At 63.6% G+C, this 24,189-nt stretch carries 21 protein-coding genes; 15 read left to right on the top strand and 6 right to left on the bottom strand.

Annotation, left to right across the window (positions count from 1 at the left end; genetic code table 11):
• Nucleotides 1-30 precede the first annotated feature (30 nt).
• The 3 genes from EDC39_RS08535 to EDC39_RS08525 all read right to left on the bottom strand — a co-directional run bounded on the left by EDC39_RS08535 (nucleotide 31) and on the right by EDC39_RS08525 (nucleotide 4,036).
• The gene (locus EDC39_RS08535; protein WP_148895957.1) at nucleotides 31-1,380 is read right to left on the bottom strand and encodes a sigma-54 interaction domain-containing protein; all 1,350 of its coding nucleotides are present in this window, start codon (nucleotides 1,378-1,380) and stop codon (nucleotides 31-33) included.
• A gap of 74 nt (nucleotides 1,381-1,454) precedes the next feature.
• A complete protein-coding gene (locus EDC39_RS08530; protein ID WP_148895956.1) occupies nucleotides 1,455-2,807 on the bottom strand; it encodes a 3-oxoacid CoA-transferase subunit B in 1,353 nt (450 codons plus the stop codon).
• A gap of 53 nt (nucleotides 2,808-2,860) precedes the next feature.
• A complete protein-coding gene (locus EDC39_RS08525; RefSeq protein WP_148895955.1) occupies nucleotides 2,861-4,036 on the bottom strand; it encodes a thiolase family protein in 1,176 nt (391 codons plus the stop codon).
• A 361-nt stretch (nucleotides 4,037-4,397) separates the two neighbouring features.
• On the opposite strand from EDC39_RS08525, the gene EDC39_RS08520 reads away from it, so the two are divergent.
• From EDC39_RS08520 to EDC39_RS08495, 6 genes are all read left to right on the top strand, one after another.
• Nucleotides 4,398-4,997, top strand: a complete 600-nt coding sequence (locus EDC39_RS08520; protein ID WP_148895954.1) for a LutC/YkgG family protein — start codon at nucleotides 4,398-4,400, stop codon at nucleotides 4,995-4,997.
• Nucleotides 4,998-5,040: 43 nt separating this feature from the next.
• Nucleotides 5,041-7,209 (top strand): L-lactate dehydrogenase (quinone) large subunit LdhH, encoded by a 2,169-nt coding sequence (gene ldhH / locus EDC39_RS08515; RefSeq protein WP_148895953.1) that lies wholly within the window; start codon nucleotides 5,041-5,043, stop codon nucleotides 7,207-7,209.
• Between the two features lie 97 nt (nucleotides 7,210-7,306).
• Nucleotides 7,307-8,422 (top strand): hypothetical protein, encoded by a 1,116-nt coding sequence (locus EDC39_RS08510; RefSeq protein WP_148895952.1) that lies wholly within the window; start codon nucleotides 7,307-7,309, stop codon nucleotides 8,420-8,422.
• A 2-nt stretch (nucleotides 8,423-8,424) separates the two neighbouring features.
• Nucleotides 8,425-8,889 carry a hypothetical protein gene (locus EDC39_RS08505; protein WP_148895951.1) on the top strand — a complete coding sequence of 155 codons (465 nt, stop codon included), beginning with the start codon at nucleotides 8,425-8,427 and terminating at the stop codon, nucleotides 8,887-8,889.
• A 72-nt stretch (nucleotides 8,890-8,961) separates the two neighbouring features.
• Nucleotides 8,962-9,900, top strand: coding sequence for a sensor histidine kinase (locus EDC39_RS08500; protein ID WP_148895950.1), 939 nt, complete (start codon nucleotides 8,962-8,964; stop codon nucleotides 9,898-9,900).
• A complete protein-coding gene (locus EDC39_RS08495; RefSeq protein ID WP_148895949.1) occupies nucleotides 9,897-10,550 on the top strand; it encodes a class II aldolase/adducin family protein in 654 nt (217 codons plus the stop codon). Before EDC39_RS08500 ends, EDC39_RS08495 begins: the two co-directional genes overlap by 4 nt.
• Before the next feature lie 50 nt (nucleotides 10,551-10,600).
• Here the strand turns inward: EDC39_RS08495 and EDC39_RS08490 are convergent, their stop codons facing one another.
• The 3 genes from EDC39_RS08490 to plsY all read right to left on the bottom strand — a co-directional run bounded on the left by EDC39_RS08490 (nucleotide 10,601) and on the right by plsY (nucleotide 14,434).
• Nucleotides 10,601-12,541, bottom strand: coding sequence for a response regulator (locus EDC39_RS08490; RefSeq protein ID WP_148895948.1), 1,941 nt, complete (start codon nucleotides 12,539-12,541; stop codon nucleotides 10,601-10,603).
• An 88-nt stretch (nucleotides 12,542-12,629) separates the two neighbouring features.
• A complete protein-coding gene (mltG, locus tag EDC39_RS08485) occupies nucleotides 12,630-13,682 on the bottom strand; it encodes an endolytic transglycosylase MltG (RefSeq protein ID WP_148895947.1) in 1,053 nt (350 codons plus the stop codon).
• Between the two features lie 116 nt (nucleotides 13,683-13,798).
• A complete protein-coding gene (gene plsY, locus EDC39_RS08480) occupies nucleotides 13,799-14,434 on the bottom strand; it encodes a glycerol-3-phosphate 1-O-acyltransferase PlsY (RefSeq protein ID WP_148895946.1) in 636 nt (211 codons plus the stop codon).
• 344 nt (nucleotides 14,435-14,778) lie between these two features.
• On the opposite strand from plsY, the gene EDC39_RS08475 reads away from it, so the two are divergent.
• The 9 genes from EDC39_RS08475 (at nucleotide 14,779) to EDC39_RS08435 (ending at nucleotide 24,188) form a co-directional block, all read left to right on the top strand.
• Nucleotides 14,779-15,444, top strand: coding sequence for a Crp/Fnr family transcriptional regulator (locus EDC39_RS08475; RefSeq protein ID WP_148895945.1), 666 nt, complete (start codon nucleotides 14,779-14,781; stop codon nucleotides 15,442-15,444).
• A 280-nt stretch (nucleotides 15,445-15,724) separates the two neighbouring features.
• Complete coding sequence (locus EDC39_RS08470) at nucleotides 15,725-19,513, top strand: proton-conducting transporter transmembrane domain-containing protein (RefSeq protein WP_222862848.1); 3,789 nt, start codon at nucleotides 15,725-15,727, stop codon at nucleotides 19,511-19,513.
• Between the two features lie 2 nt (nucleotides 19,514-19,515).
• Nucleotides 19,516-20,481 carry a respiratory chain complex I subunit 1 family protein gene (locus tag EDC39_RS08465; RefSeq protein WP_148895943.1) on the top strand — a complete coding sequence of 322 codons (966 nt, stop codon included), beginning with the start codon at nucleotides 19,516-19,518 and terminating at the stop codon, nucleotides 20,479-20,481.
• 10 nt (nucleotides 20,482-20,491) lie between these two features.
• A complete protein-coding gene (locus tag EDC39_RS08460) occupies nucleotides 20,492-20,923 on the top strand; it encodes an NADH-quinone oxidoreductase subunit B family protein (protein ID WP_148895942.1) in 432 nt (143 codons plus the stop codon).
• A 12-nt stretch (nucleotides 20,924-20,935) separates the two neighbouring features.
• The gene (locus EDC39_RS08455; protein WP_148895941.1) at nucleotides 20,936-21,439 is read left to right on the top strand and encodes a 4Fe-4S dicluster domain-containing protein; all 504 of its coding nucleotides are present in this window, start codon (nucleotides 20,936-20,938) and stop codon (nucleotides 21,437-21,439) included.
• 3 nt (nucleotides 21,440-21,442) lie between these two features.
• Nucleotides 21,443-21,979 carry an NADH-quinone oxidoreductase subunit C gene (locus tag EDC39_RS08450; protein WP_148895940.1) on the top strand — a complete coding sequence of 179 codons (537 nt, stop codon included), beginning with the start codon at nucleotides 21,443-21,445 and terminating at the stop codon, nucleotides 21,977-21,979.
• Nucleotides 21,976-23,058, top strand: a complete 1,083-nt coding sequence (locus tag EDC39_RS08445; RefSeq protein WP_148895939.1) for a hydrogenase large subunit — start codon at nucleotides 21,976-21,978, stop codon at nucleotides 23,056-23,058. Before EDC39_RS08450 ends, EDC39_RS08445 begins: the two co-directional genes overlap by 4 nt.
• Before the next feature lie 198 nt (nucleotides 23,059-23,256).
• Nucleotides 23,257-23,622, top strand: coding sequence for a hydrogenase maturation nickel metallochaperone HypA (gene hypA, locus EDC39_RS08440; RefSeq protein WP_148895938.1), 366 nt, complete (start codon nucleotides 23,257-23,259; stop codon nucleotides 23,620-23,622).
• The gene (locus EDC39_RS08435) at nucleotides 23,619-24,188 is read left to right on the top strand and encodes a 4Fe-4S dicluster domain-containing protein (RefSeq protein ID WP_148895937.1); all 570 of its coding nucleotides are present in this window, start codon (nucleotides 23,619-23,621) and stop codon (nucleotides 24,186-24,188) included. The genes hypA and EDC39_RS08435 overlap by 4 nt, the downstream gene beginning before the upstream one ends.
• The last annotated feature ends 1 nt before the right edge of the window (nucleotide 24,189 follow it).

Below are 24,189 nucleotides of genomic sequence, written 5' to 3'. Positions count from 1 at the left end.
TCGCATGCCGGAGTTTCGTCGGCAGGCGCTTTACTCTGTCGGCGGCAGGCCGATGCCGTAGCGCTGCAGTTTGCGGGCGATGGTGGCCTGGCTGACGCCGAGGGCACGGGCGATCTTGCGCGTGGTGCGGTGCTGCCGCCAGGCTTCGGTGAGGATGTCCGCTTCCACGGCCGCCAGCTGCTCTTTCAGGTTGCCGCGACGGATGTCCCTTTTCTGGGGAAGTCCGGCCTGCTCCGGGGTGACGACGTTCTCCTGGCTGGTGACGATGAGGCGTTCGACCAGGTTTTCCAGCTCGCGGATGTTGCCCGGCCAGTCCTGCTCTTCGAGGCGGGCCATCAGCTCGGGGGAGAATTGCCGGTAGGTGCCGTACTTGCGGTTGAAGCGGTCGATGAAGGCCTGGGCCAGCAGCGGGATGTCCTCCCGGCGCTGGCGCAGCGGCGGCAGGGTGAGGGGGACGACGTTGATGCGGTAGAAGAGGTCCTCGCGAAAGCGCCCCTCCCGCACCAGCCGGTCAAGGGGCCGGTTGCTGGCGGCGATGATCCGGATGTCGGCCTTTTGTGGACTGCGGCCGCCGATGCGGAAGTAGGTGCGTTCCTGCAGCACGCCGAGCAGTTTCGACTGAGTGTGCAGGGGCAGTTCGGAAATTTCGTCGAGAAAGAGCGTGCCGCCCTCGGCCTCGGCGATCAGGCCCGGCCGGCCGCGGCGGTCGGCGCCGGTGAAGGAGCCGGGCTCGTAGCCGAAGAGTTCGGATTCGATCAGGGTTTCGGGAATGGCGCCGCAGTTGAGGTGGACGAAGGGCTTGTCGCGCCGCTCGCTGGCGCGGTGGATCAGGCGCGCCAGCAGGCTCTTGCCGACTCCCGATTCGCCGGACAGCAGCAGGGTCGAATCGCTCGGCGCCACGCGCAGGGCGACGTCGAGCACCTGTCGCATGGCCGGGCTGCAGGTGACCAGATCGTTCTCGTCCTGCAGGCTGGCGCGGGCGGTGTCGGCGTCGACCCGGCGGGTGTAGGAGACGACGGTCAGATCCCAGATGGTGTTGATGACGTAGCGGATCCGGCCGGCGTCGTCGAAGACGGGAACGCCCTTGACCAGCAGCTTGCGGTTGGTACTGGTCGAATAGGTCGCTGTCACCGGGCGCCTCTTTTCCAGCGCCAGCAGCGAGGCACTGCCGGAAAACTCCTTTCCCGGCCCCACCATGTCGTACAGGTTGCGACCGACCAGCTCGGCGTTGGAAAAGCCGCTCATCTCCTCGAAGGCCCGGTTGACCCGGATGGTGACGCCCCGGCCGTCCACCAGGTAGATGCCGTTGGCGACGTGGTCGAAGGTCAACTCGAGCAGTTCCCGGTCGAGCGGCGGCAGGCTGTCGGAGCGGTCGGTCATGGTCGTCGGGAGTCAGGAGTCGGGAGCCGGGGGAGTCTGCTGACTCCTGGCTCCCGACTCCTGAATGCTTCAGTTTAAAGTTTCACTGCAAACTCACATCCGGTGCATTCCTTCAGTTCCTCCAGTGAACTGAAGGGCGAGATTTCGATCAGGGTCAGGCCCTTTTCGGCGTCGACCTCGAAAACCCCCTTGTCGGTCACCAGCAGGTCGACCACGTTCTTGCCGGTGATCGGCAGGGTGCACTCGTCGAGAATTTTCGGGCTGCCGTCCTTGGCGCAGTGTTCCATCATCACCACCACCTTCTTGACGCCCGAAACCAGGTCCATGGCGCCGCCGGGGCCCTTGACCATCTTGCCGGGAATCATCCAGTTGGCCAGGTCGCCGAAGCGGCTCACCTGCATTCCGCCGAGCACCGACAGGTCGATCTTGCCGCCGCGGATCATGGCGAACGATTCGGACGAATCGAAGAAGGCGGCGCCGGGGATGGTGGTGATGGTCTGCTTGCCGGCGTTGATCAGGTCGGGATCGACCTGGTCCTCGCTGGGGAAGGGGCCGATGCCGAGCAGGCCGTTTTCCGACTGCAGGACGATGTTCACCCCGTCGGGGATGAAGTTTGCGACCAGGGTCGGCATGCCGATGCCGAGGTTGACATAGGCGCCGTCGGTCAGCTCCCGGGCCACCCGTTTGGCCATCCACTCGCGCTGCGGCTTGAGGCCGGAGACGGCACTTTCGGCAGAGCGGACGGTGCGCTGTTCGATCGGCTTTTCGAACGAGGCGCCGAGCAGGATGCGATCGACGTAGATGCCGGGCAGGTGGATCTGGTCGGGATCGAGTTCGCCGATTTCGACCACTTCCTCGACCTCGGCCACCGTCACCCGGCCCGCCTTGGCGCAGGCGGCGTTGAAGTTCTGCGCGGTCTTGCGGAAGATCAGGTTCCCCGCCTTGTCGGCCTTCCAGGCCTTGACGATGGCCAGATCGGCGGTCAGGGATTCTTCCAGCACGTATTCCCTGCCGCCGAAGCTCTGCACCGGCTTGCCTTCGGTCAGGCTGGTGCCGTAGCCGGTGCGGGTGAAGAAGGCGGGAATGCCGGCACCGCCGGCGCGCAGCTTTTCCGCCAGTGTTCCCTGCGGGGTCAGTTCGAGCTCCAGCTCACCGTCGAGAAACTGTTTCTCGAAAATGGCGTTCTCGCCGACGTAGGAGGAGATCATCTTTTTGATCTGCCGGGTCTGCAGCAGCAGGCCGAGGCCGAAATCGTCGACTCCGGCATTGTTGCTGATGACGGTCAGCTGTTTGACCCCGCTGTCGCGCAGGGCGGCGATGAGATTCTCGGGAATGCCGCAGAGGCCGAAGCCGCCGGCGGCGATGGTCATGCCGTCGTGCAGCAGCCCCTCGAGAGCGGCGGCCGCATCGGTGTAGACGGTTTTCATCGGTCGGATTCTCCCTGGTTCGCGAATGGTTGCCTGTTGACTCGGGTTTCGTCTCAGCAGCGCTCGAAGATGCAGGCGACGGCCTCGCCACCGCCGATGCAGAGGGTGGCCAGACCAAAACGCGCCTGCCGGACGTGCAGTTCGTGGATGACCGTGGCCGCCAGGCGGGCACCGCTGGCGCCGATGGGATGGCCGACGGCACAGGCGCCACCGTTGACGTTGACCTTGTCCTCGTCGAGTTCGAGGTCCTTGATCGCCACCAGGGTGACGGCGGCGAAGGCCTCGTTGATTTCGAACAGGTCGATCTGGTCGATCCCGATGCCCGCCAGTTCGGCACAGCGCTTGATGGCGCCGACCGGTGCACTGCCGAACAGTTCCGGATGCATGCTGTGGGTCGCCTGGGCGACCAGCCGGGCCATGGGTTTCAGGCCGTGGCGCTTGACCGCCTCTTCCGAGGCGAGCAGCAGGGCGGCGGCGCCGTCGTTGATGGTCGAGGCGTTGCCGGCGGTGATGCTGCCGTCCTTGGCGAAGACCGGACGCAGGCCGGGCAGTTTGTCGACCTTGCCGCGGAAGGGTTCCTCGTCGGTGTCGACCACCGTCTCCCCCTTGCGGCCCTTGATGGTGACCGGAGCGATCTCGGCCTTGAAGCGTCCCTCGTTGACCGCTTTTTGTGCCAGCTGGTAGGATCGTGCGGCGAAGCGGTCCTGCTGTTCACGGGTGATCTGGTTGTCGACGATCCACTTCTCGGTGATTTCGCCCATGTGCTTGCCGCTGTAGGGATCGAGCAGGCCGTCGTGCAGCATCAGGTCGAGAGCGGTGGCGTGTCCCATGCGCTGGCCGAAGCGGGCGGTCGGCAGGACGAAGGGGGCCAGGGACATGCTCTCCATGCCGCCGGCCAGGGCGACGTCGGCCTGGCCCAGGCGGATGGCGTCGGCCCCCAGCATGATGGCCTTGAGGCCGCTTCCGCAGACCTTGTTGATGGTCATGGCGTGGGCCGAGTCGGGAATGCCGGCGGCGCGCATCGCCTGCCGCGCAGGTGCCTGGCCGTTGCCCCCCTGCAGGACCTGGCCGAGGATCACTTCCTCGACCTGATCGGCGGGAAGTCCGGTACGCTGCAGCAGGTCGGCCAGCACCGTCGCTGCCAGCTGGGGAGCCGGTACGCCGGCCAGGCTGCCGCCGAAAGAACCGAAGGGAGTGCGTCGCGCGTCGATAACGTAAACGTCCTGCATGGTCAGACCTCCATTGTGATGAGTGAAGTTGCTTTCGGGAGTGCTTTTGCTGCGCTCCGGGGCACCTCGATCGGGAATCCGGGGACGTAACAGGAGCAAACCCTGTTCCAGTTGAAAATCTCCTTGAAAAACAGGGGGTTGAGAAAGCGGGCGTTTCGACGACCTCTTTGTTTGATGCAAAAACGAATCGCAGATATCCCGAGCGTGTGGTTACCTTGACGTCAAAAAAGGGTTTTACAATATTGAACCAGAAATGAGACACAGATTCAATCATGAATCAAATACCTGGTGTCCGGCCGATTCGCCGGACGGAAAACAGCGTTAGAAAATCCTCTTGACGACCCGAAAGGGTCCCGCTAGCATGAAACCACTAATTGGTCTGACCAGCGAGGTGGAGATGGACGAAAAACGGCTGATCGATCGTTTCTGCGAGGCGGCGGCTCAGGCCGGGGCCGAGGTGCGGCGAGAGGTCGGGCGTGAAGAACTGCCCGGCCTGCTGGCCGGCCTGGCCCAGGGGCCGGTGCTGCTGCCAGCCTTTGCCGGCGGCGAAAAGCTGCAACTGACAGCGGGACTGCGGCGGCAGGGAATCGACCTCGTCGACAGCGATTTTCGCCGCCGCGCCGCCGAGGTCGACCTTGGCATCACCGGCGCCAACTTCGCCATCGCCGATACCGGAACCCTGGTGCTGGAAAGCACGCCGGAGCCGATCCGCCTGGCCAGCATGCTGCCGGAGCGGCACGCCGTCATTCTCGATCCGCGCAAGATCCTGCCCGATATGGCGGCGGCGACCGGAGTGTTGCGCCGCTTCTGCGAAAAGCTGCCGCGGCACTACCTGGCCTACGTGACCGGACCCTCCCGCACCGCCGATATCGAGCGGGTGCTGACCATCGGCGTGCACGGGCCGAAGGCGCTGTTCATCCTGTTGGTGGAAGGGATCTCGGACGATCCGCTGGAGATGTGAGGCGCTGCGCGCCGGCAGGAGGCTCGAGGCACAAGGTGAAATGATGAAAGCACGCACAAAAGAGTACAAGAAACGCATCGAGCGGGCGCTGGCGACGCCGAAGCTGCAGGACACCCTGCACCGTTTCGGCGACGCCTACCTGCAGGCGCGGCAGAAGGCCTTCGCCGGACTCGATTTCGAGGCGCTGCGCGACGGGATCGCCCGGATGAAGGATCGGGTGCTGGCGGAGCGGGAGCGACTGCTCGAGCAGTTCGTCGCCAACGCGGAAAGCGCCGGGGCCAGGGTTTTTCTGGCCCGGACGGCCGAGGACGCCAACCGCTACATCGTCGATCTGGCGCGCGAGCGGGGTGTCAGGCTGGTGGTCAAGAGCAAGAGCATGGCCAGCGAGGAGATCCATCTCAACGCCGCCATCGAAAAGGCCGGCATCCGGGCGCTGGAAACCGACCTCGGCGAATGGATCATCCAGCTCGCCGGCCAGCGGCCGAGCCACATGGTGCTGCCGGCGATCCACATGGTCAAGGAGGAGGTCGCCGAGCTGTTCAGCAGGCAGACTGGACGGACCGAGCCGGCCGAAATCGCCCACTTGGTGCAGGTCGCCCGCGAGCAGCTGCGGCAGGGATACCTGGAGGCCGACATGGGCATCTCCGGCGCCAACATGGCCGTGGCCGAAACCGGGGCCATCGCCCTGGTGACCAACGAGGGGAACGCCCGGCTGGTCACCACCCTGCCGCGGATTCATGTCGCTCTGGTCGGCATCGAAAAACTGGTGCCGAGCCTCGAGGACGCCGCCCGTGTGCTGCAGGTGCTGCCGCGCAACGCCACCGGCCAGTCGCTGACCTCGTACGTCACCTGGATTCGCGGCGCGGTGCCCTGCGGCGACGGGGAGAAGGAGCTGCACATCGTTCTGCTCGACAACGGCCGCAGCGCTCTGGCCGAATCGGACCGGTACCGGGACGCCCTGCGCTGCATCAAGTGCGGCGCCTGCGCCAATGTCTGCCCCGTCTACCAGAGCGTCGGCGGCCATGTCTTCGGCCATGTCTACATCGGCGCCATCGGCATCATCCTGACCGCTTTCTATCACGGCCTCGACCAGGCTGCCGAAATCGTCAAGGCCTGCATCGGCTGTCGGGCCTGCGTCAGCGTCTGCCCCTCAGGAATCGATCTCGAGGCGATCATCCTGCATCTGCGCGAAACCCTCGGCGAAGAGGAGGGGATCGGCGCCGCCCGGTCGCTGGTGTTTCGCAAGGTGCTGCGCAACCGGGCGCTCTTCCACACCCTGCTGCGCACCGCCAGCAAGCTGCAGAAGCCTGTCACCCGTGGCGAGCGGACCATCCGCCACCTGCCGCTGTTCTTCAATTCCCTGACCGAATGGCGCAGCCTGCCGGCGATTGCCGAGAAGCCGCTGCGTGACACCTTCGCCGGCATCCGGCAGCGAGTGGCCGAACCGAAGTACACTGTCGCCTTCTTCGCCGGCTGCCTGAACGATTTCGTCTATCCGGAGATGGGGGAGGCCCTGATCCGGGTGCTCAACCGGCTCGGGGTACGCGTCACTTTCCCGCGACGGCAGAACTGCTGCGGCATTCCCGCCCTCTATTCCGGCGACCGGCAGACGGCGGTGGCGCTGGCAAAGCAGAACATCGACGCCCTGCTCGCCCGCGAGGTCGACTTCATCGTCACCACCTGCCCGACCTGCACCATGTCGCTGCGGCGCGATTTCGTCGATCTGCTCAGGGACAACCCGGCCTGGGCGGCGCGCGCCGAACGACTGGCGGCGAAAACCTGCGACGTGGCCGGGTTCATTCATGACCATCTCGCGGTCGACGGGGTGCTGGACGAGGTGAAGCAGAAGGTGACCTACCACGACTCCTGCCACCTGAAGCGTGGTGCCGGGGTCTGGCGGCAGCCGCGCCAGCTGCTGGCAAAAAGTGGCCGCCAGCTGGTCGAGATGGCGCACGCCGACCGCTGTTGCGGTTTCGGTGGCAGCTATTCCTTCTCGGCTCATCCCGAAATCGCCCGGCGCATTCTCGAGGACAAGCTGGCCGATATCGAGGCGACAGGCGCCGACTGTGTCGTCATGGACTGCCCCGGTTGCCTGCTGCAGATCGCCGGTGGCCTCGACAAGCGGGGCTCGAAGGTCCGCGCCCGGCATACCATCGAGTTGCTCGACGAGGCGCTCAAAAAGTCTCCCCCGGCGGGGGAAAACGACGGCTAAGGGCGAAAGGACGGAGGCGCCGGACCCAACGAGACGGTTTTCCCCGCTTCGGTTCTGTGGCAAGATGGACGCACCTACTTTTGCCCGGGACAACCATATGCCAATCGACACCTCCGCCATCAGTCCCTATCCGGCTTTTTTGACCCGCTCCCGGTTGCGGCAGATGCTGCGCTGCCTGCGGATTCTTTTCCGGCTGCAGACCTGCAGCGCCTATCGCCGCCTGATCGAACCGGAGCTGCCGGCCACGGCGCGTTTCGATCCCGGCCATGACGCGGTGATGATGGGCTACGATTTTCACCTCACCGACGACGGTCCCCGCCTGATCGAGGTCAACACCAATGCCGGCGGCGCCATGTACGCCTACTTTGCCGCCCACCGCGAACAGATCGGCAAGTGCCCGCCGCCCGGCCCCTTTCCCCGCCGCCTGCTCGAAACCTTCTGGCGCGACTGGCGGGCCTTCAGCGGCGGCGAGCCGCCGCGGCCGAGGCGGCTGGTGATTCTTGACGAAGACCCGCCGGCGCAGCACCTCTACCCGGAAATGGAGTGTTGCCGCGCCCTCTTTCTGCGGGAGGGCATCGACTGCGCCATTGTCGATCCCGCCGAACTGCAGGCGGGGGCTGGCGGGGTGCTGCTCGACGGCGAGCCGGTCGATTTCATCTACAACCGGCACTGCGATTTCTACCTCGAAACCCCGGCCATGGCCGGCATCCGTGAAGCCTGGCTGGCGCGCCGGGTCTGCCTGTCGCCGCATCCCCGGGTCTACGGCCTGCTGGCCGACAAACGGCGGATGGTCTTCTGGTCGGATGCCGCGGCCCTGGCGCGAACCTCGCTCACGGCCAAAGAGCGGGAACTGCTGCTGCGCCTGGTGCCTGCGAGCCGGCTGCTGGCCGATTGCGACCCGGACGACGTTTGGCGGAGGAGGAAAGAGCTGGTCTTCAAGCCGGTTGCCCGCTTCGGCGGCAAGGGCGTGCTGATGGGCCGGTCGACCAGCCGCAAGCGCTTTGCCGAACTTGCCCCCGCGACCACGCTGGTGCAGCAGCTGGTTCCGCCTTCGATGACCGAGGGAGATGGCGAGAGCTTTCGCACCGACTACCGGATCTATGCCTATCGCGACCGGGCGATCGGCGTCGCGGCGCGGCTCTACCGGGGGCAGGTGACCAACCTGCGGACGGTCGGGGGCGGTTTCGCCCGGGTGGAGCTGGCGGGGCGCTGAGGATGCTGCTGGCGGTCGATATCGGCGTGCGTTGTGGTCTGGCCTGCTACGGTCGGGACGGGCGGCTGCGCTGGTACCGGTCGAGCAATTTCGGTGACGCGGCCCGCCTGCGGCGGGCGATTCCCGGCCTGCTCGACGCCATCGACGGTCTGGAATGGCTGGCCTGCGAGGGAGGCGGTTCGCTGGCCGCCCTCTGGTTGCGGCAGGCGGAGCAGCGTGAGCTGCAGGTTCTGCTCTGCCAGGCCGCCGACTGGCGTCAGCGGTTGCTGCTGCCCCGCCAGCGGCGCAGCGGCGGCCTGGCCAAGGAACAGGCCGGTATTCTGGCGCGCAAGGTGATCGGCTGGTCCGGGACGCGCCGCCCATCATCCTTGCGCCACGACGCCGCCGAGGCGATTCTCATCGGTCTCTACGCTGTCGTTCGCATTGGCTGGCTTGACGCCTTCCCCGATCTGGGTGGCCGTTCATGAAACAAATGTTTTTTGTCGGACGATTCTTCTGGTAGAATCGTATCCGTTGCCAACCTGTGTCGTTGTGATGTCATGAGCGTTCGCACCAAACTCATCCTGCAGCTCTTTCTGCTCGTTCTTCTTCTGGGAGGGGTTCTCTGCCGGCTGGCCGGGCTGGTGTCGATGTCGACGCTGATGTTGTTGTCCGGTCCGCTGTTGCTGCTTCTGCTCTTTCTTTCCCTGTCCCTGCTGCGCGGGCTGTCGTCCCCGGCGGCGGCTTTTCATGCCGGGCAACCATCCAGGCCGGAAACGGGTCGCGTCGATGGCGAGGGTCGGCCGGAGTCAATGGACCGGGAGTTGTGTGTCCTGGTGCACATGGTCTCCCACGATCTGCGCAACCCCCTGTCGGCGGTCCTCGGGCTGGGGCAGGCGCTGCAGGAGAAGGCGAAGATGGCCGGCGACGAAAACCATACGGCGCTCGGCCACATCGTCGCCGGCGCCGAGAAGATGGAGCGCATCATCAATGCCCTGCTCGCCCTGTCGCAGGTTTCCAGCCAGCCGTTGCGCTACGATGCGGTCGATCTGGCCGCCTGCGCCCGGCAGGCCTTCGCCGACCGGCAACGGCGTCAGCCGAAGCCGGACGCCGAGCTGGTGGCCCCGCCGGAGCTGAAAGTCGCCGGAGCCCCCGATCTGCTGCTGCTGGCGATGGAAAACCTGATGCGCAACGCCTGGAAGACGGCCGATCCAGAGCGGCCGCTGCGCGTCGAGCTCGGCTGTCGGCATGAGGATGGCCGGGACATCTACTATTTTCGAGACAACGGCCTCGGTTTTGTCGGCGGCGAAGGGGACGATCTTTCCGGGGTGGCTGCCGATGGTGAACGGGCAAACGGCCGCATGCCGGGCATCGACCTGGCGATCGCCGCCCGCATCATCCGTCGCCACGAGGGGGAGGTCTGGATCGACGCCGCCGAAGGCGAAGGCTGCTGCTTTTCGTTCCGGCTCGGACTGCCGGGGCTGGGGGAGCGGGGATGAGCCGAGCGGCCGACGGCGTCATCAAGTTCGACCTTGTCCACAGCGATGGGGTCCCTCCGGCGTGGGACGAGGTCGCCGGCCTTTGCGCCTGGCGACAGATTCTCTACCGGCTGGGCCTCGTCGGTCTCGATCCGAAGCGCTACGGCGGCGTCGGCTACGGCAACCTCAGCTGCCGTGTCGGTCCCTTCGCCGGCGAGCCTGCCGAGCGCCGGTTTCTGATCACCGGCACCCAGACCGGCGGTCTGGCGCGGCTGAATTCCGAACATTTCACCCTGGTGCGGCAGTGCCACCCGGCACGGAACCGGGTGGTGTCCGAGGGTCCCGTCCGTCCTTCCTCCGAGGCCCTGACTCACGGCGCGCTCTATGGGGCCGATCATCAGATCCGGGCCGTTTTCCACGCCCATTCGCCCGAAATCTGGCAGGCGGCCCTGGCCCTGGGACTGCCGGTTACCGATCATCGCGTCGTCTACGGAACGCCGGAGATGGCGGCGGAGATGCGGCGGCTCTACGCCGATCCCGCCGTGCGGGACTGCGGGGTGATCGTCATGGGCGGCCACGAGGACGGCGTGGTCAGTTTCGGCCCTGGACTCGAAACCGCCGGCCAGGCGCTGATCCGCACCCTGGCGCGGGCGATGGCGCTGATCCGCTAGGGAAGGAGCCGGGAGCCCAGAGCCCTGCGCCCAGAGCCTGACGCCTGGATTTACCCGAACATCCGCCGGAAAAGCCCCTTCTTTTCCTGTTCCCGTTTTTCCCTGATGGCCCGCAGGCCCTTGCGGGCGAGAAGCTGGCGCGGGTCGCGCTTGAGGGCCTTGGTGAACTCGGCCTCGGCCAGGGATTCCTGGCCGGCATCGAGGTGCATCCAGCCCTTGTAGGCGAAGGCTTCGCCACTCTTTTCCAGTACCATGGCGCGCGCCAGCAGCTGCCGGGCCTTGTCGCGCATCGCCCGGCTCTGCCGGTTTTGCGGATTGCGGTAGATCGCCCAGGCGAGATTGGCCAGGTAGACGCCGTTGTCCGGATCAATGTTGCAGGCGTCCTGCAGGGCCTTTTCCGCCTCTTCCCATTCTTCCATCTCGAGGAAGGTCTTGCCCGACTGAAACTGCACCTGAGCCTGGAAGCGGTCGTCACCCTCTTCGCCGAGTCCGATGCGGTCGGAACCGAGCATCTGGTCGTAGTTCTCCTTTTTCACCACGTCCGACAGGGTGTTGTAGGCGGTACTGACCTGGGCCAGGATCTCCTCGGCCAGAGTGGCGTCCTCGCCGCCGAGCTGCATCAGGGTTTCGGGGCCGAACTTGCGGGTCAGGGCGAAGTAGCGCTCCCTGAGCAGGTCGAAGGAGAACTCGCCGCTGCGCATGCCGAAGATTTCGTAGTAGTTCTTCCCCTTCAGCTCGGCATGGGTACGGCGCACCTCCTCGGCCAGGTAATTGTCGCCGGCGGGCTGCTCCCCTTCGGATGCCGGCGTTTCGAGTTCGCCGACCGCATCGTCGTCCAGAATGTCGCCGAAGCTTTCGAGCCTGTCGTCGGCGGGCGGTTCTATTTCGTCGTCCGGCTGGTTGAACAGCTCCCTGAGCGGCCGGTCGCCGGCGGTTGCCGCCGGCAGCGGGCTGTCGGCAAAGGTGATCATCTCCAGATCGTTCATCACCCGCAGCAGGGCCCGGCCGATATCGAGGCCGGCGAGGCATTCCCGCAGGCGCCGGTCGCCGGTCAGCCGCGCCAGCAGCCGCTTTTCCTCCTCGTTGAGACGCAGGAAGTTGATGTACCGGAAGTAGGCGTCGGTCAGGCCGGCGTAGCGGTCGAGCCGGGTAACGAAGGGGTCTTCGGCCGGCGGGTGATGATGATAGCCTTCGTAGAGAAGGCGGGGGAGGTTGACCGCCACCACCTGCAGGTTGTCCGGAATCCGGAAAGGGTCGGTCCGGCAGCTGAGCGGAGGAAGGGCGAAGCCGGCTACCAGTTCGCTGCTCAGCCAGGTCAGTTTTTCCTGCAGCAGCTCGGGATATTCGAGACAGCCGAGTTCGACCAGACTGGTGTGGCAGCCCTGTCCGGCGTGCCGGTACCAGGCGTATTCCTCGGCCGATATGCGTCCCCGGTGTTGCAGCCAGGCGCCGAAGTCGGCGTGTGTCACGCCGGGGGAAAGTCCGACCGGGCGGCCGCGAATCAGGTCGAGAAAGAACTGTCGGCCATCGCAGGAGAGTTGCAGTCGGCCGCTGAAGCGTTGCCGGAAATAACGGACCAGCAGCTGCGGCAGAGGCCCGGAGGCCGGCGTCGATTGCAGAGACCGGCTGACGGCTTTCAGCAGGGCTTCCGCCCGGAAAGGTTTCTCCAGGTAATGGCTGACGCCGAGTTTTGCCACCGCCTGCCGATATTTTTCGCCCCTGTAGACTCCGCTGACGATCACCACCGGCAAGGCGCGCGTCTTGCCGCTTTGGCGCAGCTTTTTCAGCAGTTCGACGCCGTGCAGCTTCGGCAGGCGCAGGTCGAGCAGCAGCAGGTCCGGCGGCTCGGCGGCGATGCGGCCCAGGGCCCTGACGCCGTCGCCGGCGGTTTCGACCCGGTAGCCTCGGCGGGCGAGCAGCTGCGCCATCGATTCGGCCAGGGTGCTGTTGTCCTCGGCAATCAGAATGCGTTGCGGGCGGTTCTCTTCCACCACGTTCCCCCCTGATCAAGGCAGTGACAAGTGACGGCAGGTGACGGGTCGCGAGCCGTAACGGGTACGAGTGTCCGTTGTGTCGCCGCTACGGTTTCCCTTTTCGGTGCAACTGGTATTTCCGTACCAGGCGATTGTGTTCCTTCAGAGTGCGCGAAAAGGCGTGCGTGCCGTCTCCTTTGGCGACGAAGTAGAGATAGTCCGCCGCGGCCGGTTCGGCGGCCGCCCGCAGGGCGTCCAGGCCCGGGCTGGCGATGGGACCCGGCGGCAGCCCGCTGCGGGTGTAGGTGTTCCAGGGGGTCGGCGTCGCGAGATCCCTGCGGGTCAGGTTGCCGTCGAAGTCCCGGATGCCGTAGATCACCGTCGGGTCGGCCTGCAGCGGCATGTTGCGCCGCAGTCGGTTGTGATAGACGGCGGCGATCAGCGGCATCTCCTCTTTCTTGCCCGCCTCTTTTTGCACGATGGATGCCAGGGTCACCAGCTGGTGGCGGTTCAGGCCGTGTCTTAGCGCCGCGGCCTGGATGTCGGGCGTTAGCCGCCGCCTGAACTCTTCCAGCATCGCGACGAGGAGCTTCTTCGGCGTCACCGCCCGGTCGATGGTGTAGGTCTCGGGAAAGAGATAACCCTCCAGGCTGGGGGCGCCGGGTGCGTACCGGGCCAGCAGTCGTTTGTCGGCGGCCGCCCGGAGAAAGGCCTCGGTCGTGCCGAAGCCCTGCTTTTGAAACCGTTCGGCGATCTGTTTGAGGGTGAATCCTTCCGGCACGGTGAAGCGGTAGCGGCGGACATCGCCGGCGACCAGCCGGTCGAGAACCTGGCCTGGCGTAGCCGGTTGCCGGAACAGGTATTCCCCCGCCTTGATCCGGCCGCTGACTCCGCGCCAGCGCGCCAGCAGGCGAAAGGCAGCGGCGTCGCCGACGACGCCGGCTGCGGCCAGCCGGTTGCTGATGCCGGTGAGGCTGCTGCCGGGGGGGATGTCGACGACGATTTCGCCGGCCGGGGCGACGGCGGTGTCGAGAAAGGTGAGACAGCGCCAGGTCAGGCCGAGAACGATGACGGCCGGTACCAGCAGCGCCAGCAGCAGGAGGATCCTCCTGAAGCGTCGCCGGCCGGGGCGCTCTGTCTGGTCTGGGTTCGCGTTCAAAACGCCGTCATTCTAAACAATTGCCAATCTTGGGTCAATCGAATCGGCGCCGATGCGGCAGGGCGTAAAGCGGAAGATGGTGTTCCGGCAAAGCCGGGGCCGGTCCCTGCTTCCGGTCAGGCCCGGAACTTGTTTTCCGTTCCCTTGAGCAGACGGTCGATGTTGGCCCGGTGCCGCCAGATGATCAGGGCGGCAATGAACAGGGTGACGGCGAAGGATGCGGTCTGGTCTTCGAACAGCAGGACCATAACGGGAGCCGCCGCTGCGGCGGAGATCGAACCGAGGGAGACGTACCAGAACAGCCGGAGCATGACGGCGAAGATGATGAAGGCACCGAGCACGGTCAGGGGGGAGAGGACCAGCAGGATACCCAGGGCCGTGGCCACCCCCTTGCCGCCCTTGAAGCCGAGGTAGACCGGGTAGCAGTGGCCGAGAAAGGCCGCGGCGGCGGTCAGGGCGACCACCTCCGGACCGAAGCGGCCCGACAGCTGCACGGCCAGCACCGGCAGCAGGCCCTTGAGGGCGTCGCCGAGCAGGGTGAGGATGCCCAGCTTGCGGCCGGCGGCGCGGTAGACGTTGGTGGCGCCGATATTGCCGCTGCCCACCTTGCGGATATCCTCGATGCCCGCCAGGCGGGCGAGGATGACCCCGGTCGGAATGGCGCCGATCAGGTAGGCGGCTACAAGAGCGATGGCGAGGGACAATTGCGGCTCCTCCGGAAAACACAAAAGCGGCCGGGGCCGCTTCTGCATGGTGGGGAAATGTCGGGATGACTGGAATCCCTACAATAAGCGTAGGTACGCGTAAGTAACTGAAATCAGATGGTAGCGGTTCCGCCATCTGTGCGGCCTTGTGTACTATTTTTTGCTAGTTGTTGTCAAGAATTTTTAGGTGTTTATGTCCCATCCGCAGCCTGCTTGTCAGGTCCCGGACAGTTAGATTGGATGGCGTGGGGAAAAGTCCTCTAAAAGTCACACTGCTCTTTTCGCAGCGCTCCAGAGCAACATGTTCAGAGAGTCTTTTCCCTTTTCCCTCGAACATATATACTTCCAAATGCCTCCTTCGGGGGGCTATACTTGCGGAACGGGTAAGATCTATGCCGACCAAAATGAAGCTGACCAAACATAATCTGCTGGAAACCCTCGCCGCGCCCGAACATGACGAATTCTTAAAGGAGTTCAAGGAAAGGTGTTATGCCAGAAAGTCCATAGTCAGCTCTCCCGTTGACGAAGAGGACCTGGTATTCATCGTAAAATCGGGCAGGGTCAGGGTTTATCTTGCCTATGAGGACAAAGAGTTCACCCTGTCGATACTGGGTCCTGGCGATATCTACAGCACCCATACCAGGGCCCTCACCCAGGCCATGGATGAGGTCACTATCCTCGTCATGGACGCCGCCAGTTTTCGGAAAAAGACCACTGAAATACCCGCTTTTTCCCTGACCATGGTCAAGGTTCTCGGTGATCTGCTGAAGAATTCCTTTAACATCATCAATGGCCTCGTTTTCAAAGATGCCCAATTGCGGCTCGCTGAATTTCTGGTTAACGCAGCCGAAGACACGGGAGTTGCAACGCCGCATGGCATCGAATTGCAGCTCGGTCTGACCACGGAAGATATTGGCCTGGTCATTGGTTCCAGCCGCCAGACGATCTCTCTCCTGGTCAATGACCTTCGAAAGTCCGGCATTCTGGAAAAGCTGAACCGCCGAACCCTCCTGATCAAGGACCTGGAGCGGCTGAAAGAGATGGCCGCCGACACCTGACAGCGCAGGAAAAACCACCTCCCGCCATTTCGTGGCCACATCTCCTCTGGGCTCCTTTCCCCCCAGAGGTTCCCGCCGGGAAAAATCCCTTCTGAACGGTCTGTAGAATCTGCTCAAGTCGCCTCGAAAACAACACCCCTGAAACTTTTTTTCAAACTGTCGGATAGCTGACAGAAGATGCTCTTCCTCATCCCCTAGAGTGTTCTACGGGATCAATATCCGTTTCTTAGGTTAAGGAGACAGGAGTATGGGTAGTGGCTTTGCGGTCGATGGGGCAGCCTTGTTTGCATTTACGGGTGCAATCATTCTGCTGGTGGGGGAGCTGGCGGCGCTGAGGCAGGTCGGGAATCTGGCCCGAGTGCTGGTTATCTCCAGCATCGCCGAATGCGGCTTTGTTCTTTTGGGGCTGGGGACGGGCACCTTTGTCGGTGGTTCCGGTGCCGTGTTGCACCTCGGCTATCAGGTGGTCATGCGCGGGCTGGTCTTCGTTGCCGCCTGGCGCCTGATCAAGGGGGCGGGCTCAAGCAGCCTGGAGCAGCTCAAGGGGAGCGGCGCGCGCATGCCCCTGACGGCGACCCTTTTCGGCTTCGGTCTGTTTTCGGTGATGGGGCTTTCCCCCTTCAAGGGCTCCATCAGCAAGTTCCTGGTGATTTACTCCGCCATCGAAGGCGGCCATTGGTGGCTGGCGGCGGCCGGAACGATTGCCAGCATCATCGGCGCGGTCTATTACCTGCGGATCATTCAGCAGGTCTGCCTGGAAAAGACGGACGGAGAAAAAAGGATCGCCGGCGAACTGCGCGCCGCCCCGGTCGCTTCCGTCCTGATGCTGGCGCTGGCCGGCCTCACCATTTTCATGAGCCTCTTCCCGGAGCCCTTTCTCCATTGGAGCGAGAAGGCCGCCGCCCTGTGGCTCCCGTCCGTAATGCACACCGGGGTGCCCGAATTCGAATCTCCCTGGTCGCTGCTGGTCCTCGTTCCCTACGTAGGCGGATTCGCCGTCTACCTGCTGGGGCGCTTCTCCCACGGCCTGCGCAACGGGGCGGCGATCGCCCTGGCCGCCCTGGCCCTGGCGCTGGCGTGGCAGGCGGACGGGATCGACAGCCTGTCAAGGCTTTTCGCGGTGATCATGGCCGCTGTCGGCCTGCTGGTCGTCCTTTACTCCGCGGCCTACATGAAGGGGAAGGCACACAGCAACCGCTACTTTTTCTTCCTCCTGCTGATGCTGGGCTCCCTGCTCGGCCTGACGACCAGCCCTGAGCTCGGCAACTTCTACGTCTTCTGGGAGCTGATGACCTGGACCTCCTATTTCCTGGTGATCCATGAGCAGACGCAGAAGGCGCTCCGGGCCGGCTACAAGTACTTCCTCATGTGCACCTCCGGCGCCTACGTGATGCACTTCGGCATCCTGACCTTGCACGCCGAACTGGGGAGTCTTGACCTGTCGGTGATCGCTGATAAGGCCCCCCTCCTCTCGCCGGCCCTGATGGCGGCAGTGCTGGTCACCTTCATGGTCGGTCTGGGGGTCAAGACCGGCCTGGTGCCGCTGCACAGCTGGCTGCCTGACGCCCACCCCGTCGCCCCCTCCTCCATTTCCGCCCCCATGTCGGGGATATTGACCAAGGCCGGCGTCTACGGCCTTACCAAGATCCTCTTCGCGGTATTCGGCGTCGGCCTCCTGGCCCGCCTGGGGAGCTGCGGCAGCTTCTCGACCTTCGGCCTGGCCCTTTCCGTCCTGGGGTCGCTGACTCTCCTGTACGGGGAGGTCATGGCCCTGCGGCAGACAGATATCAAGCGCATGCTGGCTTACTCGACCATGGCCCAGGTCGGGGAGATCGTGGCGGTGCTGGGCCTCGGCACCTACCTCAGCATCGCCGGCTCCCTGCTGCACGTCCTGAACCACGCGATCATGAAAAACCTGCTCTTCCTCGCGGTCGGCGCCCTGATTTTCCGCCTGAAACGCCAGGATATCGACAGCTTCAAGGGGGTCGGCCGGGTCATGCCGGTCACCTCGGCGTGTTTCAGCATCGGCGTCCTGGCCATCATGGGACTGCCGCCGTTCAACGGTTTCATCAGCAAGTTTCTGATGCTCTATGCCAGCGTACAGGCGGGGCAGGTTGCCCTGGCCGCCCTGATTCTGTTCGGCAGCGTGCTCGGCGGCATCTACTACCTGCGCCTGGTGCGAATCCTCTTTTTCGAAAAATACCAGGGGCCTGCCCTCAAAGAAGTGCCGGCAAGCATGCTCGCCCCGATCCTGGCTTTGACCGGACTCTGCATCTTCAACGGCCTCTTCCCCCAATTCAGTCTGGGGCTGGTAAGACCGGTGGCCGACCTGATCGCCGCCAGGGGCGGGATGGCGCTGACCGCTATTCCCGATCTGTCCATTGCCTGGCCCCTGATGGTAGTCATTCCGATGCTAGGCGGACTCCTGGTCTACCTGGTGGGCAAGCGTTCGGCAGCGGTCAGCGGCTGGCTGGCGGTGGCGACCATGGTTGCCACCATGGTCGCCGTGTTTGCCGCCTCGGACGCCCTGGATATCTTTTCCTGGAGTTTTGCGCTGCTGATCGCCTTTATCGGCGTTTTGAATCTGCTCTATTCCCTGGGGTACATGTCCCACGGTCACGCCCAGGGCCGCTTCTACATGTTCTTCGTGTTGATGATCGGCGGCCTGCTGGGGGTGGCGGTGAGCAAGGATCTCTTCAACTTCTTTGTTTTCTGGGAGATCATGAGCAGCTGGACCCTCTACTTCGTGATTATCCATGAGGAGACCCGGGAGGCGCTCCGGGAAGGGTTCAAATACTTCCTTTTCAACTATATCGGCGCCAGTCTGATGTTCCTGGGGCTGCTTGTCCTCGCCGCCAATGCCGGCACCTTTGCGATGGCCGAGCTGGCCGGCCGCCTTAGCGCCCTGCCGACCGGGCTGCTGGCCCTTGGTCTGATCCTGATGTTGCTCGGCTTCATGATGAAGGGCGCAATGCTCCCTTTTCGCATCGATTATCAGATGCATCCGCCGACCGCGCCGACGCCGGTCAGCGGCTATATCTCTTCGGTGCTCTTGAAGAGCGCGCCCTTCGGCATGGCCAAACTCTTCTATGTCTTCGGCGGTGTCGCTCTTATCGGCAATATCGGCATGGCCGGCGGCATGAGCGGATTGATGTATGTTGCGGCCTGTGTGGGCGGCCTGACCACCTTGATGGCGGCGGCCCTGGCCCTGGTGCAGAGCGGCATGAAGCGGCTGCTTATCTATCATACCGTCAGCCAGATGGGCTATATCATCCTCGGGGTCAGCCTGGGCACCTCCCTGGGGGTGGCCGGCGGCCTGCTCCATCTGGTCAACCACATGCTGTTTAAGAACCTCTTATTCCTGGTTGCCGGAGCCATTATGGTCAAGGCCGGGGTCGAGAACCTGGACCAGCTGGGCGGCATCGGCCGGAAGATGCCGATAACGCTGGCGGTCTTTGCGATCGGGGCCTTTTCCATTGCCGGGGTGCCGCCGCTCAACGGCTTTACCTCCAAATGGCTCATCTACCAGGCCGCCATGGAGGGAGGGCATGTCTTCCTCGCCTTGCTCGCCATGGCCGCCAGCGTTCTGACCCTGGCCTCCTTTGTCAAATTCCTCCATGCCGCCTTTTTCGGCCAGTTGTCGCGGGAACTGGAGCATGTAACCGAGGCCCCGGCGACGATGCTGACACCGATGGTCCTTTTGGCCTTCCTGTGTATCCTCTTCGGAATCTTCCCCGGTCTGCTGCTGACCCCGATCGCCTCGATCGAGACGGCTCTGGGCCTGGTCCCCCTCGACGTCTCGCTTTTCGGGCGGCTTCTCGCCCCGGGTGGGTGGAATCCCGGTCTGATGACCCTCCTGGCCGTGGTGGTCCTTCTCTGCGCAAAGGGTTTCTACGCTCTCGGCAACGGGCGGGTCCGCTACACCAAGGCGCATACCTGCGGCGTGACCGACCTGGAGCCCGGCCTGAGCCATGTCAATGCCAGCAACCTCTACGAGTCGCCCAAGGCGCTGGTCCTCAAGTGTATCAGGCTGGTCGCCTGGAAGGCCCATTCGGATAGGGAGAGATAACCATGATGGAGATGCTGAGCCCGTTTTTTCACCTGCTGGTTTTCCCCGGGGGCCTGTTCGCCCTGGCCTTCGGGCTGCTGCTGAAGGGGGTCGACCGTAAGGTCGTGGCCCGCTTGCAGCGTCGGGTCGGTCCCCCGCTTCACCAGCCGTTCATCGACCTGGTCAAGCTGTTGCGCAAGGACTCGCTCGTTCCAGAAACCGCCCAGCGTCAGGCCTTCCAGTGGGCTCCGCTGCTGGGGTTCACCGGCGTTGCGCTTGCAGTCATGCTGATCCCCATCAGCGGGGTTTACGAGAACGGTGATGCCTTCGGCGACCTTCTGGTGCTGCTCTACCTGCTGGTGCTGCCGGCCCTCGCGCTGATGATCGGCGGCTCCGCCTCCAGTAATCCCTTCGGCTCCATCGGCTTTTCCCGCGAGATGTCGATCATGCTCGCCTACGAGGGGCCGCTGCTGCTGGTGCTGTTGAGCGTTGCCCTCAAGGTGGGGGCGGCAACCGGGAAAACGGTCACCTTTTCCCTCACCGAGATCGTCCGCTTTCAGCAGGCAAACGGGCCGCTCCTTTTCGACTACACCATGCTGCCGGCCTTCCTCGCCTACCTGCTCTTCATCCCGGCGAATCTGGGGGTTGCGCCCTTCGATATCCCGGAGGCCGAGTCGGAAATTCTCGAGGGACCTCTGCTCGAATACTCGGGGCCGGCCCTGGCCATGTTCAATCTCATGTCGGCCCTGAAGATGGTCGTGATCCTGGGGCTGGGGGTTACCCTCTTCTTCCCGGCAGGGGTAGGGGGAGGTGCTCTCATCAACCTCCTCTGGTTCGCCTTTAAATGTCTGCTCCTGATGCTTCTCGCCGTCACCCTGGTGCGGACCGCTACTGGCAGGTTGAGGATCGACCAGGCCTTCAGCTTTTACTTCAAGTGGCCCGAAGCCCTGGGGGCGGCGAGTCTGATCATGGTGCTAATCGGAATCTGAGGGGAATTAGATGAAGAACATGTTGAAACGCATCGCCAAGAGATCGCCCTGGCTCTATCGCATCAACGCCGGCTCCTGCAACGGCTGCGACGTCGAGCTGGCAACGACCGCCTGCATCCCCCGCTTCGATGTCGAGCGACTCGGTTGCAAATATTGCGGTAGTCCCAAACATGCCGACATCGTTCTGGTGACCGGGCCGCTGACCGCCCGGGTCAAGGAGAAGGTCCTGCGCCTCTACGCGGAAATCCCGGATCCCAAGGTGACCGTGGCCGTCGGCATCTGTCCCATTTCCGGTGGCGTCTTCCGCGACAGCTACGCCATCGAAGGGCCCATCGACCGGTATCTGCCCGTCGACGTCAATGTCCCCGGCTGTCCTCCGCGGCCCCAGGCCATCATTGAGGGCATCGCCGAGGCAATCGAGATCTGGGCAACCAGGCTGTAGGGGAGGTCGAGCATGTTTTCGTTTCTAAAGATACTGGCGCGCAACCTGATTCTGGGGCCCTCCACCGACCCCTTCCCCCATGGGGAGACCTTCACCCCCGAGGGCCTGCGGGGCAAAATCCGTTTCGACGCCTCGGCCTGCGTCGGCTGCAGGATGTGTGAACACGTCTGCGCCGCCGGGGCCATAAGGATAGAAGAGACGGCGGACAAGAGCGGCCTCGAGTTTGTCCTCTGGCACAACAGCTGTGCCTTTTGCGGGTTGTGCGAACACTATTGCCAGACCAAGGCCATCCGCTTGACGGAGGACTGGCACATGGCCCACCGGCAGGAAGAGAAGTACGGCTATGTTGAAAAGGGGGTCGTCGGCTACGTCCCCTGTAGCCGGTGCGGCGACCCCATGGTGCCCGTCGCTCCCCAGCTGATGAAGATCGCCTACCGGGAGACCAACAGGGACATCGAGAAGCTGAGAGATTTGTGCCCTGATTGTCGCCTCAAACAGAGTGTCGGAGGGAGATAAGAGATGAGTGCTCTACAGCATCGGGTTGCAGAAAAATTGACGGCGGCCATCGGCGAAGGGTTCAGCCTCTCCTGGCGCACCGACTACAAGGGCGTGGTCACCGGCTGGTGCCGGCTGCCCGACAGTGCCCAGATCGAGGGGGCGGCGCGGGTGGTTGCCGAAATGGGCGGAAGGCTGAGCACGGTCACCGCGTACAAGAGACGGGACCAGCAGCAGGGCGCTCCTCGTGAGATCGCCTACCATTTCGACCTTGACGGCAGCACCCTGACGGTGACCATCGAGCTGGCGGAGGAGCGACCCCAGGTCCCTTCCATCACCCCCATCTTCCGCAACGCCGACTGGAACGAGAGGGAGCTCATGGAGCTGTACGACATCGAGGTCATCGGCCATCCCAATCCCAGAAGGCTCTTCCTCGACGAGAGTATCGAGCAGGGGGTGATGGATAAGCTGATTCCCTTTTCGACCATGACCAACGGCGCCGGCAGCAAGACCCTCTGGGAGAGAGTCATGGCCGCGGCCGCTGGAAAGGAGGAGAAATGAGCACCTACACCATACCCGTAGGGCCGCTTCATGTGGCTCTGGAAGAGCCCATGTATTTCAAGGTGGAGGTCAAGGGCGAGACCGTCGTCGGGCTCGACATCACCGCCGGCCATGTTCACCGGGGGATGGAATTTCTGGCGATGAAGCGCAACTTCTATCAGAACATCACCCTGACCGAACGGCTCTGCTCCCTCTGCTCCAACAATCACCCGTGCACCTATTGCATGGCGCTGGAGAGCATCGCCGGAATCCGCATTCCCGAACGGGCCGAATACCTGAGGGTCATCGCCGACGAGATCAAGCGCATCTCCTCGAACCTCTTCAACTGCAGCATCATGGCCCACATCATCGGCTTTGACTCCCTCTTCATGCACGTGATGGAAACCCGCGAGATCATGCAGGACGTCAAGGAAAGCATCTACGGCAACCGCATGGACCTGGGGGCCAACTGCATCGGCGGGGTCAAATACGATCTGACGGCCGAACAGAGCCAATATCTCAAGGCCCAGATGGAGAGGATGAAGAAACCTCTGGAAGAGATCTATCGCCTCTATACCGAGAACCCCTTCGTGCGCATGCGTACCGAAGGGGTTGGCATCCTGCCGAAGGAAGAGGCGGTTAGATACGGCCTCGTGGGCCCGGTGGCCCGCGGCTCGGGCATCGCCTACGATGTGCGCAAGAAGAGCCCTTATGCGGCCTATGACAGGCTGGACTTTCAGGTCCAGACCGAGCAGTCCGGCGACGTTCTGGCCAGGGCCATGGTCCGCCTCAGGGAGGCGCAGGAGGCGGTAGGTATCATCCTGCAATGTCTCGAAGATATGCCCCAAGGGCCCACCTGGATCGGGATCATGCCGGAAATCCCCGCCGGCGAAGCGGTGGCCAAGAGTGAAGCCCCGCGCGGGGAGCTGATCTACTATCTGCGCACCGACGGTTCGGACACCCCCGAACGGCTCAAGTGGCGGGTACCCACCTATATGAACTGGGATGCCCTGGGGGTGATGATGATCGGCAACAAGGTCTCCGACATCCCGCTGATCATCAACAGCATCGACCCCTGTATCTCCTGCACGGAGAGGTAGCTGCGACACCTGCGAAGGGGCTTTCTCTGTTCCCCGTCGCCGACGGCTGCCAGGGGATCTCCCCGCCAGCGATTTTTCTTCGAAGTGTCGGCTAGGTGACAGAATTTTTCTCCGCCCTGCCTTAAGTTGGAGTTCAGTGGAAGATCCCTCGCTGTCTGCAGGACCATGCGACGGACGGCAGTCTAAGGATGAGGATCCATGCACGAGACGGCGATAGTCGGCAGCCTCTTCGAAATCATCCGCGCCAAGGTGGCGGAGCACAAGATCCAGAAGGTTGTCCGGGTGAAGTTGAAGGTCGGTGAATTGACGGCGGTGGAACCGATGACCCTGACGGCTTGCTTTGAGGTCTTCGCCGAAGGGACCGTAGTCGAAGGAGCCGAGCTCCTCATAGAGCAGGTTCCGCTGACGGGCCAGTGCGGCGACTGCTCCAGGGAGTTCCGTATCCGAGAGTTTCGCTTTCGGTGCCCGGAGTGCGAAAGCACATCTGTAGAGATTGTTGGCGGCAAGGAGCTCTACATCGAAGATATGGAAGTCCAAAAGGAGCAAGGAGGTAATCCGAGATGAAGAAAACCATCGAGAACCCCATTATCTACGCTGATCCACAAAAATGTCTGGGGTGCAAGAACTGCGAACTGGCCTGTGCGACGGTTCATGCCGGCTGCGATCTGCAATCGGCCGTCGCGCAGGGGCTGCAGCTGCGGCCTCGCAACAAGGTCATTCAGGCCGGTGACACCATTGTTCCCATGCAATGCCGGCAATGCGAGGATGCGCCCTGTGCCCACGCCTGCCCGACCGGGGCGATCCTTCAGGACGGCAGTCATGTGAAGATCGAAGAGGGCAGCTGCGTCGGTTGCAAGCTCTGCGTCATGGTCTGTCCCTTCGGCGCCATCACGGTAAAGACCGATGAGAGTGGGGAGACTGATGGCCGCACCAACCGGGGGGTCGCGAAAAAGTGCGACCTCTGCATCGGGACGGCGATGCAAAGTGAAGGGGGCTCTTGCGCCTGTGTTGAAGCCTGTCCTACCGGCGCCATCATGCTGGTCGATATCGATGAGTATCGCCGAAAGCTCCATGCCGCCAGGGCCAGAGAGCTTGCGCAAACCCAGAAACATATCTCATTCGAAAGGTAAT

It is taken from the genome of Geothermobacter ehrlichii, from assembly GCF_008124615.1.
GTDB lineage: Bacteria > Desulfobacterota > Desulfuromonadia > Desulfuromonadales > Geothermobacteraceae > Geothermobacter > Geothermobacter ehrlichii.
This window is presented reverse-complemented; position numbering and strand designations above follow the sequence as displayed.

Coding starts and splice junctions, on each gene's coding strand:
- EDC39_RS08535 (WP_148895957.1), bottom strand. CDS start 1,380: ATGACCGACCGCTCCGACAGCCTGCCGCCGCTCGACCGGGAACTGCTC.
- EDC39_RS08530 (WP_148895956.1), bottom strand. CDS start 2,807: ATGAAAACCGTCTACACCGATGCGGCCGCCGCTCTCGAGGGGCTGCTG.
- EDC39_RS08525 (WP_148895955.1), bottom strand. CDS start 4,036: ATGCAGGACGTTTACGTTATCGACGCGCGACGCACTCCCTTCGGTTCT.
- EDC39_RS08520 (WP_148895954.1), top strand. CDS start 4,398: ATGAAACCACTAATTGGTCTGACCAGCGAGGTGGAGATGGACGAAAAA.
- ldhH (WP_148895953.1), top strand. CDS start 5,041: ATGAAAGCACGCACAAAAGAGTACAAGAAACGCATCGAGCGGGCGCTG.
- EDC39_RS08510 (WP_148895952.1), top strand. CDS start 7,307: ATGCCAATCGACACCTCCGCCATCAGTCCCTATCCGGCTTTTTTGACC.
- EDC39_RS08505 (WP_148895951.1), top strand. CDS start 8,425: ATGCTGCTGGCGGTCGATATCGGCGTGCGTTGTGGTCTGGCCTGCTAC.
- EDC39_RS08500 (WP_148895950.1), top strand. CDS start 8,962: ATGAGCGTTCGCACCAAACTCATCCTGCAGCTCTTTCTGCTCGTTCTT.
- EDC39_RS08495 (WP_148895949.1), top strand. CDS start 9,897: ATGAGCCGAGCGGCCGACGGCGTCATCAAGTTCGACCTTGTCCACAGC.
- plsY (WP_148895946.1), bottom strand. CDS start 14,434: ATGCAGAAGCGGCCCCGGCCGCTTTTGTGTTTTCCGGAGGAGCCGCAA.
- EDC39_RS08475 (WP_148895945.1), top strand. CDS start 14,779: ATGCCGACCAAAATGAAGCTGACCAAACATAATCTGCTGGAAACCCTC.
- EDC39_RS08465 (WP_148895943.1), top strand. CDS start 19,516: ATGATGGAGATGCTGAGCCCGTTTTTTCACCTGCTGGTTTTCCCCGGG.
- EDC39_RS08460 (WP_148895942.1), top strand. CDS start 20,492: ATGAAGAACATGTTGAAACGCATCGCCAAGAGATCGCCCTGGCTCTAT.
- EDC39_RS08455 (WP_148895941.1), top strand. CDS start 20,936: ATGTTTTCGTTTCTAAAGATACTGGCGCGCAACCTGATTCTGGGGCCC.
- EDC39_RS08450 (WP_148895940.1), top strand. CDS start 21,443: ATGAGTGCTCTACAGCATCGGGTTGCAGAAAAATTGACGGCGGCCATC.
- EDC39_RS08445 (WP_148895939.1), top strand. CDS start 21,976: ATGAGCACCTACACCATACCCGTAGGGCCGCTTCATGTGGCTCTGGAA.
- hypA (WP_148895938.1), top strand. CDS start 23,257: ATGCACGAGACGGCGATAGTCGGCAGCCTCTTCGAAATCATCCGCGCC.
- EDC39_RS08435 (WP_148895937.1), top strand. CDS start 23,619: ATGAAGAAAACCATCGAGAACCCCATTATCTACGCTGATCCACAAAAA.